General features: G+C 42.0%; 8 protein-coding genes and 1 pseudogene. 3 read left to right on the forward strand and 6 right to left on the reverse strand.

The features are described 5' to 3' along the window. Nucleotides 1–196 precede the first annotated feature (196 nt). The 3 genes from RM049_RS04295 to RM049_RS04305 form a co-directional block, all read right to left on the reverse strand. The gene (locus RM049_RS04295) at nt 197–1,180 is read right to left on the reverse strand and encodes an RNA polymerase sigma factor, RpoD/SigA family (protein ID WP_322639107.1); all 984 of its coding nucleotides are present in this window, start codon (nt 1,178–1,180) and stop codon (nt 197–199) included. A gap of 674 nt (nt 1,181–1,854) precedes the next feature. After that, nucleotides 1,855–3,585: an ATP-binding protein gene (locus tag RM049_RS04300; protein ID WP_322670047.1), complete on the reverse strand. Its 1,731-nt coding sequence runs from the start codon at nt 3,583–3,585 to the stop codon at nt 1,855–1,857. A 129-nt stretch (nt 3,586–3,714) separates the two neighbouring features. Beyond that, entirely contained in the window at nt 3,715–4,509 is a 795-nt protein-coding gene (locus RM049_RS04305) for a glutathione S-transferase family protein (RefSeq protein ID WP_322699043.1), read from the reverse strand. Nucleotides 4,510–5,218: 709 nt separating this feature from the next. On the opposite strand from RM049_RS04305, the gene RM049_RS04310 reads away from it, so the two are divergent. Continuing rightward, entirely contained in the window at nt 5,219–6,067 is an 849-nt protein-coding gene (locus RM049_RS04310) for a fasciclin domain-containing protein (protein WP_322669972.1), read from the forward strand. Nucleotides 6,068–6,143: 76 nt separating this feature from the next. On the opposite strand, the gene RM049_RS04315 is transcribed toward RM049_RS04310, so the two are convergent. Both RM049_RS04315 and hemL read right to left on the reverse strand, forming a co-directional pair. Next, a complete protein-coding gene (locus RM049_RS04315) occupies nt 6,144–7,064 on the reverse strand; it encodes a polysaccharide deacetylase family protein (protein ID WP_322703290.1) in 921 nt (306 codons plus the stop codon). Between the two features lie 719 nt (nt 7,065–7,783). After that, nucleotides 7,784–9,082 carry a glutamate-1-semialdehyde 2,1-aminomutase gene (gene hemL / locus RM049_RS04320; RefSeq protein ID WP_322703291.1) on the reverse strand — a complete coding sequence of 433 codons (1,299 nt, stop codon included), beginning with the start codon at nt 9,080–9,082 and terminating at the stop codon, nt 7,784–7,786. 230 nt (nt 9,083–9,312) lie between these two features. Between hemL and hisIE the strand changes: the two genes are divergently transcribed. Beyond that, entirely contained in the window at nt 9,313–9,963 is a 651-nt protein-coding gene (gene hisIE, locus RM049_RS04325; RefSeq protein WP_322703292.1) for a bifunctional phosphoribosyl-AMP cyclohydrolase/phosphoribosyl-ATP diphosphatase HisIE, read from the forward strand. 37 nt (nt 9,964–10,000) lie between these two features. Here the strand turns inward: hisIE and RM049_RS04330 are convergent, their stop codons facing one another. Further along, entirely contained in the window at nt 10,001–11,275 is a 1,275-nt protein-coding gene (locus RM049_RS04330; RefSeq protein ID WP_322703293.1) for an MFS transporter, read from the reverse strand. Nucleotides 11,276–11,746: 471 nt separating this feature from the next. Here RM049_RS04330 and RM049_RS04335 point away from each other — a divergent pair. Next, nucleotides 11,747–11,938: pseudogene (locus RM049_RS04335) on the forward strand (DUF2811 domain-containing protein); the annotation flags it as partial. Nucleotides 11,939–12,378: the final 440 nt, after the last annotated feature.

Genomic DNA, 12,378 nt, shown 5'->3' on the forward strand with positions numbered 1-12,378 from the left:
CCAAGAGGGGTTGGGAAAGAGGTCAAAAAAAGCAAGGGACTTGTCGAACTCACGTTAATTATTAATGCTATTCATTTTAGCGAATACCTGATTAACTGCGTTTCCTGGTTTTCAGCAAAAAAAATCGCCCCCTGAATTCAGGAAGCGCATCACTAAGGTGCTGTAGAGACGCGAAGGAAGTTCCGCGTCTCTTATTTTAGCTAGCAACGTATTCTTTGACATTGGCACGACGGCGACGCAGATGAGCCAAAGCTTGATGCTCTAACTGACGAACGCGTTCGCGGCTGAGATTCAATCTCTCACCCACTTTCGCCAATGACATTTCATTACCATCTTCTAAACCAAAGCGCAGGGCTACAACTTCACGCTGTTGCGGGGTTAGTTCTGCTAGCAGGTTGTTTAAGTCTTGGCGTAAGAATTCCTGGTTGGTGTAATACTCTGGTGATGGCCCATCATCTTCGAGCATTTCTTGCAACTCAGTATCTTGGTTTTCACCAACTCGCACATCCAAAGACACTGGTTGACGAGCCATATTCAGGTACTCGCGAATCTGAGCAGGTTCTAGTTCCAGTGCTTTGGCAATTTCGGCTGGAGTTGGCGATCGCCCCAAGCTTTGAGCCAACTCGCGCTGCACTTTTTTGATTTTGTTCAGTTTCTCGGTAATGTGGATCGGTAAGCGAATAGTCCGACCTTGTTGAGCGATCGCCCGAGTAATTGCTTGGCGAATCCACCAGTAAGCATAAGTCGAGAACTTATAACCCCTCATCGGATCAAATTTCTCCACACCCCGCTCTAACCCTAGTGTTCCTTCCTGGATTAAATCCAGAAACTCCATATTTCGCTTTTGATATTTTTTAGCAATAGCGACAACCAAGCGCAAATTCGCTTCGATCATTTTTTGCTTCGCCCGCTTACCTTGTGCCACTGTCTGCTGCACATCGGTTTCCGATTGTTTAACGTGGTCAGCCCACTCTGAAATATCCGGTTCGCGTTGCAACTTCTTCGCCAAAGCTTCCTTGGCATCGATGAGCGTCATCATTTGTTGCACTTGCTTGCCAAAGACAATTTCTTGTTCGCGGGTTAGCAGTGGTACACGACCAATTTCTCGCAGATAGGTTCGCACCATATCAGCCGTGAATTTGGTGTTGAGGTTTTCCGTTTGGGTATTGACAGTAGGCATTGGTGCGATGTCCTCTACTTCGTAAAGATAATGTATGTTTTATTACTAAATGGATGGGGAGAAGTAGTACATCTATCACGAAATATCGGGAGCTATCAAAAGCAATTAGTTAATTGATACAGCCGTTGTTAAGACGGTAAGCCCCCATTGATAGGTTCCCCTACCTTCCCTAAATTTTCAATTTTTTATAAGCACGCTGGTTATTTTTGAGAATTCTTCTCTTGGACTGTTACTAACACCAATCGGTAAATCCGAAGTCGGTATGAGTTCTACTTAACTTATGATACGATAAATCAGGCAAATAGTAAACTCTCTTAAGATAAAACCTATTATTATAATTTAAAAGCAGCCGTTATATAAAAAATTTTTAAATTTCCTCTAAATTGCTGACTACTTCTATAGTGACGCCAAAAACCCCTCTTCTGTTGCCAAAACTAGCGGGATAACCGAACTTAATTTGCTGTGATAATGGAGGGATGTCACGAATTAGTCATTTGTCATTTGTTATTGGTCATTGGTCATTGGTCACTTGTACTGAACGACTCCTGCCGACTTGTGCCGAGCGAAGTCGAGGTAGTGGAGCCGAGGTAAGTCGTTGGCGCAATCTCTGCCTTTGACACGCTGTTAGCGTTCGCACAGAAGTATTGGTCATTTACAAAGGATCAAAGGACAATCTAAAATCCCAGGTCAGCTTTAGCTAGTTCCGCAGCGGCGAATACTTCTGCGTCAGGTTTTTCTTCCCAGGCTGGCTCACCAATTTCGGCATAAAAAGTTGCGTCATAAGGACGGGTACGGACTACTACGGGCATAGGAACGGCGTGACCCAATATTAAAGCTTGTTGTTTCGAGTCTAGCTTTGCCAATACCGATCGCAGTCCGCTACCACCAGATACACCTGTAAAAATCGCCTCAATGTCTTTTTCATCATTCAGCAAAGCGGTAATGCGAGTCCCTATTTGCGACATCACTTCATTATCAATGCCTGATGGACGTTGATCGACTACCAAAAGTGTGACAAAATACTTCCGCAGTTCGCGGGCAATAGTCCCAAAGATAGTACTTTGGACAATAGCTGGGTCAAGGAAGCGATGCGCCTCTTCAATGGTAATCATCAGTGGCGTTGGGCGATCGCTAGGATTTTTGCTTTGCAGGAATTTGTCTGCTTTCTTGACGTAATGCTCGTGAATACGGCGGGTGATCATATTTGTCACCAACATATAAGAGAGCATATTAGACTGGGAACCAAATTCTATCACAACATTCTTCCCAGATTCCAGGCATTGCACAATTTTACTAATGTAATTCTGGGGGCAAACGGCTCGCATATACTTCAAGCTATCCATCCGCAAGAGTTTGCGCTGCAATGCCATAATCGAGCCTTTGTGTCCGCGTTTCTCCTCGCAGAACATCTCGATTTCTTCGTTAGTCATATTCAACAATTGGACAATCCAAGACTTGCCAAATTCGCTATACAAAATATTGGCATTATCCAAGGCTGCGTCAGAGAGTCCTAAATCTCGGCTACATAACTTAATATCTTCAACTTCTATTTGCTCGTAACTCAAATAAAGTTCTTGAGCATCACGCACACCCCGACGCTTTGTCGATTCCGGGTCGAGGGTATAAACTTCTACCTTACTAGGAAAAAGTTGCTTTAAGCCTTTAACAGTATTAACATTTTTACCTTCTGCAACAGCTTCCCAGCCATACTCAGAATGCATATCAAAAATCAAGTTGACTGCCGCATTTTTACGGATAACGCCAGCTAAAAGTAGCCGGGTTAGAAAAGATTTCCCAGTACCGGATTTCCCAAAAACCCCATTACTCCGTTCTACAAAGCGATTCAAATCGATACAAACGGGTACATCCATATCCAAAGGTTTGCCGATGGAAAAGTTGCGCCTTTGGGGGTCATCTTCCCAACCAAATACGCGGCGAAAATCGTCAACACTTGCTTCGTAAACTTGACTAAAGTGACTAGGAATAGTTTTCACCGGCAACAATTCTATTGTCGTGCTGGTTTGTGGCATAAATGAAGCTAAACCCGTCACCGATGGAAGGAAAGGATTTGCCGATTTGCCATTTGTTGGGGAGAAAGATTCTTCAGTTTCGGGAGTGAACATCAACATCGGCGCGAGGTTGATAGTACCATAAGTACCACTTCCGGCTAAAACATCTCGTAAAAAAGTGTCTTCCCAATTGGGGGGATTAGCAATAATTCGGGCATTAGCAGCTCCCAATGCTACATCTGTCAGCATACAAAAAAAACGCGATCGCATCCCTTGCACAACAAGAAATTTACCCACCCGCATATCTTCTACAGAAATGTCAGGATGCAATCGGACTTCTAAACCTTCAGTTAGAGAACCTTGAATGACCGAACCTAATGGCTGTGCCGAATTCATCTGATTAGTCATTTGTCATTTGTCATTTGTCATTGGTCATTGGTCACTTGTACTGAGCGTAGTCGAAGTATTATTGGTCATTTGTTTTTCTTTTCCATCCCCTATGCCCAATTCCCCATGCCCAATTATCTAATCAATCTGAATCGAGGTTGGCGCACTTCCTGTTGATGGAGTAGTACTAATTAACGGTTTGCGGAATTGGGCGTAAAGGCGATCGCGCCAGGTAAAGAATGGTTGATAATCTATATTCTCGGCAAAGATTGGCAATCCTTTACCTCTGATAGAAGCTGGTAAATCCAGATAGGGGCCAGAGGGGAACTTGAGTAATATCGATAAGCCAGCCACCGCTAAGTCAGCTAAAGTCGGCTCATCTCCTGTTAAATAAGGACTATCTGCCAATAATAACGTTAAGGCTTCCAAGTCTTGTTTTAAAGATGCGATCGCTGACTGTATCACATCTGGGCTGTAACCTACGCCAAAACCCAACACTGTCAGTAAGTCACTAGGTACTCCTTGAACCAGACTTTTAAATATATCTGGTGTTGAGGTGGGTAATAAAGACTTACGGAAATTTTGGTCTTGACTTACGGCTGCAAATAGTGCTTTGCGACCTTTAATGCCTATGGACTCATCCGCCCATTCTTCTATTAATAAAGTTAAACCCCGTTGTTTAGGATCTTGCGGTATTATGGGGCGATCGGGATACTCTAAGTCTAAATACTTAGCTATTTCCGTAGAATCCGCAATGTATTTATGACGATCCTTTAATACAGGCACTTGTCTTTGACCAGTCAGCCGGAACAGTTCCACTTGTCCAATCCCAGGCGTGACCTCTATTTTGCGGTAATCTAGTCCTTTAAAATCTAGAATTAGGCGCACTTTCTCTGAGTATTGAGAGAGTTCCCATTGGTATAATTCCAGCATGTGTTCTATCTCTTGTAACTGGTCAACTTATTAACTTTACAATTGTATCTTTAGTTTAAGTAATTTTTATTGGTATTAGTTGGTTAACTGTCTATTTAATTGACATTAAGGTTTAACCGATGCCTGATTTTTGGCAAAATTATCGATTTGAAAAAATCTTGTTTTCTGATTGATTAAAATATCAAATAACTAAGTAATTTAATTCGGCATGTATTATATAAATAGCCCTAACCCCTCATTCGTGGGTCTTCAACAGTTACTTCAATTTTTGTCAGCGTTAGCCTACCTTAAAATATTTCGGGAATTAATTTCTGTGCTTTTGCTGAATAATCAATGTAATTCAACATTTATGAATCAACTATTAATTTAAGTACAACTTTGTATATAAATTATCTTTCAAGTATAATCTTTCTTTGGAGCTAATTGTAACTTATAGCTTGTAGAGGTGAGATTTTCATACTTTTCGATAATTTATGTTATCCGAGTGGGGTTTTTAAATTTTTGTGTGATGGAGAAAATTTGTTCAATTTCCAAGAAATAATATGGTAGATATATTTCATGACGATCGGCGTGAATCGAGGTTAAATATTTAACCTCACTAGCACAAACTATTCTACAGAAAAACCTTACTTCCCTCTTGAGTTAGATTTTGTGCATAGCAAAATGTTATAAATCTTTATGTAATGTGTGGACAAAAAAAACAAAATTTATGAAGACAAATTACAGCAAATTGCTGACCACGTTGGCAGGCATAGCAGGATTTACTAGTTTCAGCGTCCTCATTACTTTACCATCTGATGCGAAAGAGGTATTAAATCCTAACCCCAGTATTTTCAACGAAGCTCCCTATAACCAAGGTCAACGCCTTCAAGCAAACACTCAATACGCACCTGCTGAAGCCGTTTCCCAAATCGAAAAGGGCAATACCAAACGCAAACCAGTAGCACAGAGAAGTGGTGGAACGGTAAATCCCAGACCAAGTATTTTCAACGAGCCTCCCTATAACCGTGGTGGTGGTAGTGCTACACCTAGTGAACCTACACCCGTCACCCCAAGTACTACCCCAGAAACTCAACCTACCACACCATCTACTAATACACCTACTACAACTCCACCAAAACCAGGGGCAAGTAGCAATCAAGGCAAAAACTTATTAGCCTTGGCAGAGTCAAACGCTTCCTTTACCACGTTGACCAAGGCTTTGAAAGCAGCAGGATTAACCGCAGCTTTGCAAGGCAAAGATAACTTAACTATTTTTGCACCCACAGATGCAGCTTTTGCTAAGTTACCAGCAGATGCTTTGCAAGAATTATTAAAGCCAGATAACAAAGAAGTATTGCTCAAGATTTTAACTTACCATGTGGTGCCTGGTAAGGTATTGTCTACTGATTTAAAGTCTGGCGAAGTTAAAAGCCTCGAAGGTGGCACAATCAACGTTAAAGTCGATCCTGCTACTGGTGTCACTGTCAATGATGCTAAAGTGACACAGGCAGATATTACAGGTAGTAACGGCGTAATCCACGCGATCGATCAGGTGATTTTACCTCCTGACTTGTAGTTGTAAGGTATCAGCACAACTGGCAACATAACTAGATTGGCATAAAGTATTAATACGTTAAAGTTCCGTTCAGATGTTAGTTTTGGACGGTTTTTTTGTTTGCAGTTAGCTTTTGATCTTTATCTTGCATTTCTAAAAGTTCAGGAATAGTAACAAATTTATAGCCCTGTTTCCGAAAGTTGGCAATAATTTCTGGTAAAGCTTGCACAGTTTTAGAGCGATTACCACCACCATCATGCATTAGCACAATTCCACCTGGCTTGGCCCTCCTAAACACATTATTAATTAATTTTGGTACAGCAGGACGTGAGTAGTCTACAGAGTCAGATGACCAGCGAATGATGGCATATTTGCTATTTCTAGCGTAACTAGCCACCCCATTGTGCATGATTCCCCCTGGTGGTCGAAATAAATTTGTTTTAATCCCTGTCACTTGATAAATCAAGTCTGCTGTGTGGTCAATTTCATAGGCAGCTGCTTGTGGATTTAAGAATTGATACCAATGATGCCAAGTGTGATTACCAATTACGTGACCTTCAGCAATCTCCCGCTTTACTAAGCCTGGATAATTCTTCACGTTTTGCCCAATCAGAAAAAATGTCCCTTTTATCTGATTTTTTTTGAGAATATCTAGTACTTCCCCGGTACTTTCAGGCCATGGCCCATCATCAAAGGTGAGCGCAATTACTTTCTGGTCGGGAGTCAATTTTGCCGCATCAACTATTGCCCCTTGAAAACGCTGTGGCACAGTATATGAAAAACCTTTTGTTTGTACTTGTTGCTGCCAACTTCTAAGCATCGTCGCTTTGAGTTCTTCAATCTGCTGCTGAATTCCAGCTTTGCTTGGTTGATTGTTTACATTTATATTCTCTGTACTTTGAGCATTAGAAGAGCTTGACTTAATAAGCATCATCGTGCTGACACTCACACTCCCACTCAATACAAGCAACGTAACTAATATTTTTTGCAGACCAAAAAATGACTTATTGTCGTCCACTTCATAGCTCCTTCAAGGTCGAACCATTTTTTTTCACAATACTTATGGCAGCTTTTTCTACTCTGTAAGCCTTGCCATCCAAGCTACAGTTATGACTAGTATATTTTTTTAAGTTGGCTCCAACCCTGACTCTGAAAAAATACCTTACCCGATGGATAATCTAATATCTATAAGCACAACCCTCACCATAAAGGTGAGAACCTTATTACGCATTAATTTTTGTAATCTATGGGGAATAAGGGAATTTCAAGAACTGTAAAAGGCAAGTAAAATAATTTGTAATTAAGTTAAGTTTTGCAACAGAGATTCAGACAAGAACCACAAAACTTGACACCTCTTAGTTGCCAAGAACTTAACCCCCTATAATTTATTAATCCTTGCCTCACTAACTGTGAATCTTAATGTAGGCCAAATATTGCATATTCTATTGACGAAGCTATTGCGAAATGATGACGAAGATGTGACCTTTCTTGAGTAATGACGGTAGAGAGCAAATCTGTTAAAAAATTTCTTCGATCCCCAGCAGCGTCAGAAGATTGAACACTATTAACTGCTGAAAATTCTGCAAATAATGCTTTAAAGTGAGTCCAAAACTTCCGCACACTTGTTTCTGTCTCAAAAAAGGGACTTCCGATAAATCATCCATTTTGTGGGTCAAGATGCCTACCCCACAAGAGTTAACAGGATACTTTTATTTGGAAATCCCTTATCTGAAAAGGTTACAGACTAGACATTACATCCCGTGCAACTGCTAAAGTCTGCTCAATGTCTTCTTCTGTGTGGGCAAAAGATGTAAACCCAGCTTCAAATTGAGAGGGTGCTAAATAAACACCACGCTCTAACATCCCGCGATGGAAGCGTCCAAATTTGGCTGTATCAGACTTTTTCGCATCTTCGTAGTTATGAACTGGGCCGGCGGTAAAGAATAAGCCGAACATGGCGCTGATTTGACCGCCGCAAGCTGCATGACCAGTTTCTTTAGCAATTTGCAGCAACCCATCTGCTAGCTTTTTAGTAATTCGCTCAAGAGACTCGTAAGTACCTGGCTTTTGCAGCAATTCTAAAGTCTTAATCCCAGCAGTCATCGCCAAGGGATTACCAGAAAGAGTCCCAGCTTGATACACGGGGCCGGCGGGCGCAACCATTGACATAATATCTCGGCGACCACCATAAGCCCCTACTGGCAAACCACCACCAATCACCTTACCCAAGGTTGTTAAATCGGGAGTGACGCCAAATTTTTCTTGAGCGCCACCGTAAGCAATGCGGAAACCTGTCATCACTTCATCAAATACCAACAACGCTCCATATTCGTGAGTTAGTTCCCGTAACCCTTCTAGGAAGCCAGCATCAGGTGCGATAAATCCAGCATTGCCGACGACTGGCTCAAGAATGACACCAGCAATCTCGTCGCGATTTTCTTCAAATAAAGCTTTGACTGCTTCTAAGTCATTGAAAGGTGCAGTAAGAGTACTGCTAGTTGCTGCTTTAGGAACTCCCGGTGAGTCTGGCAAGCCAAGTGTGGCAACACCAGAACCCGCTTTCACTAGAAACGTATCGGCGTGTCCGTGGTAGCAGCCTTCAAATTTAATGATTTTGTCTCGGTTGGTGAAAGCCCGCATCAGCCGCAAAACTCCCATACAGGCTTCAGTTCCAGAGTTGACAAATCTGACCATTTCGATGCTAGGAACGGCATCGATGACCATTTCTGCCAAAATATTTTCTAGGACTGAGGGTGCGCCGAAACTGGTGCCTTTTTCTAAAGCTTCATGCAATGCTGCAATGACTTCTGGATGAGCATGACCACAAATAGCTGGGCCCCAAGTGCCTACATAGTCTATGTATTTATTGCCATCTACATCCCAAATATACGCGCCTTTGACACGATCGAAAACGATGGGTTGTCCGCCCACAGATTTAAAAGCACGAACTGGAGAACTGACTCCTCCGGGCATGAGATTTTGAGCGGCGGCGAAGACTTCTTGTGATTTTGTTGTTTTAATTGTGGTATTTACCAAAGTTCTCTCCTAACAGTGGGCAATAAAACGCTCTATCTTAGGATAAAGTCAAACACTGCTTAGAATTTCTATCCTATAAAATTAGCGGAACCAAAAAAATAACATTATGTTATGCAAGTCGAGTGAAGACTTGACTTTAGATATTTAATTCAAAAAAAACATATCGGCTGTCCTATTTTGAATGGTATCGTGAATCCATAAATTATTCTCATGAGAGCAAACTAGCTGGTATGTCTTCTTACGATTCGCGATCGCTGCATTACACTATCCCGGTTGAGAAAATTCGCTACGATGAACGGGGTCTGGTGCCTGCAATTGTCCAAGACTATCTAGATGGTACTGTCCTGATGATGGCGTGGATGAATCAGGAGTCGTTACAAAAGACTTTAGAAACTGAAGAAACTTGGTTTTGGAGCCGTTCCCGGCAAGAATTGTGGCACAAGGGGGCGACTTCTGGGCATATCCAAAAAGTGCAAAGTATCCGTTATGACTGTGATAGTGATGCGCTGCTCATTGGGGTAGAACAATTAGGAGATGTTGCCTGCCATACTGGAGAGCGCAGTTGTTTTCACCAAATAGAAGGGAAAATTGCTGCACCTCCAGGCGATACATTGTCACAATTGTTTCAAATAATATGCGATCGCCGCGATAATCCTACTGAAAGTTCTTACACTTGTAAACTATTTGCAGGTGGCGATAACAAAATTTTAAAAAAGATTGGTGAGGAAACCGCTGAGGTGGTAATGGCTTTTAAGGATGATGAAGCAGATGCGATCGCAGGTGAAGTGGCTGATTTGCTATATCATACTTTGGTTGCCCTAGCTCACCATCAAGTTGATTTAAACTCGGTGTATCGTAAGCTGCAAGAACGCCGCCAATAGAGTAAAAAAACAGGTCATCTTACCGTGGGGAGTTATGTTACTCAGCCAAAATTCGATTGAGATACTGTAAAATTAGCACAGCGATCGCTACACTCAAAATGAAGCCTAGCCAGTAACTATTAGTAATAATTTGTGGTTGGTCTAATGCCCATCCACCCAAAGGATGACCAATAAAAGAGCCAACAGCCCAGCATAAAGCGTTGATAGAAAAATACACGCCGCGTTGATTTTCTGGGGCTAACTCAGTCACTAAAGAAGCAGCAGATGGCGTATAGGAAACAATCGCCACAGCCAATACTCCCAATGCTAATGTTACCCAAAGCAGATGATGAGATGAGACTGTAGCGCTTACCCAAATCAGTCCAAAACCAATTGCCCAGAAAATAGCGGAAACAGTTAGTGCAAGTGTGTGAGAGCATCGTTTTAAGATGCTGGTGACAGGCAACTGACAAATAATTGCGAACACCAAATGCCAAGCAAATAGTCCGCTAATGGTAGTTTCAGTAAATCCCTTGACGGTACTTTCGACAAGGACAAAATTTTTGAAGTAAAGCGGTAGGGTGCTGTGGATTTGAGAAATATAGATTGTAAAAAATATATTAACTGCGATGTAGACTAGGAAACGCCAATCTCTTAATACTGCCATCCAAGCAGCAAAAAGTTCTGTCTTTTCAGGTTCCTCTATCTGCTGTTGTTCGGTTTCATTAATCCCTACATAGACAACTCCAAAAAATGCCATAAAAGAGATGGCATCAATCACAAATAGCCAGCGATAACTCCCAATTATCGCGATCAAAAACCCAGCCAGCACAATTCCGATCGCTAACCCCAGATTATCAGCTAGTCGAGCGATCGCAAAAGTTTCTCGGCGATTGTCAATTTGGCTAGCGTCAGCAACCACAGCTTCAGCCGCAGGCCAATAGAAACCTATCCCTAAACCGCTAATCAAGCTACCGATTACCAAAGAACTGAAATTATCGGTTGCAGCTAAAACTAGAGAAGCAATTGCTGAAATCGCCGTCGCTAGCAACAAAGTGCGGCGGCGTCCCCAATATTCAGAATCAGCCAAAGAACCACCCGCAATCCGCCCTACGATGCCGGAAATCGAGGCGCTACCCAAGGCTACCCCAACACTGGTTGCAGATAAACCAAGTTGATTGACAAAAAAGATGGGGGCGTAAAACAGGGTACAGCCAGTACCAACTTCCGAGAGAAATCTACCAATTGCGAAAACCCAGACCTGGGGATGTATCGAGGGCAACCACGATGATAACTGAGATTGAGAAGCTAATTTCATGAGTTTAAATGTCATAACTTGATGACATTTTTGTAATTCTTATCATTGGTTACTATTTTCCTCACTGATTCCACAGGGTTTCCACAGGGATTTTAGCAGTTTTCCACAGGTGCTATACGAGCTAATAGGCTTCTTGCTGTCTAACTGGGGATTGTTGATTACAAGTAGGAAAGAAGTTTAAGGACTGAGTTTTTATGAAGTAAAGTAACAAAAAATCGGCTTAAATCCCGATTCTTTCGTTCGCATTTATTTTTTATACCATCGTTTTTAACATTTCGCAGCATTGACAAACCCACCCCCTCTTGGCGCACAATGATGCGGCTTGCTTTTATAATTCCGTTCAACCGCTGGCATCAAATGTGTAAAATATATTACTACTAGATGTAAACGCAGATTGTCGGGATAGCGAAAGAGCGTGTAAAGCCCTAAACCGCTTTACCGCAAGCAACTTGTCCCTCTTGATTATCCTCATAGGAGGAAAATCTCATGAAATCAACGGTTAGTATCTTTACAGAAATTCCTGAAACACTCCACGAATCCTTAAAAAACTACTTAGAAACCCATCCCGATTGGGATGAAAACAGAGTACTGACGGCGGCACTATCATTGTTTTTACTCCAAAATGGAGATAGCGATCGCCGTGCTGCTCGAGTCTATCTGGAAACTTTGTTCCATCACTCCACAGTAGAAATGCCCTGTACCGACTCACCAGCAACAGCTAATTTACTAGACACCCCATAGCTACTGGTATAAAGGGCCTTATTCCCCTATTTATTAATGGGGCACGGCATACCGTGCCCCATTAACGGGATTTTCAGCTGATAGCGATCGGCAATATTACAATAAAAAAGATCGGTAGATTCCGATCCATAAAAAAGTTCTAATAGTTTCTTTTATTGCCAAAAGTAGTTGCTAATAGAGCGGAATTTACCTTTGTTCTCAGTCTCCAATTGGAAATATCTATTTTGAGGCTGCCGCTTCCCTGACTTACGGCAGCATTTCCAGACAGAGGCTATAAACGGGCTTTTAATGGGATTTTAGCTTCATTTGACTACCAATGCACAGCTATGTACCCTATGAACTCCAATCTCAGTACCGTTATATCTACCAAAACGGTT

It is taken from the genome of Nostoc sp. DedQUE04, from assembly GCF_034530995.1.
Classification (GTDB): Bacteria; Cyanobacteriota; Cyanobacteriia; order Cyanobacteriales; family Nostocaceae; genus Nostoc.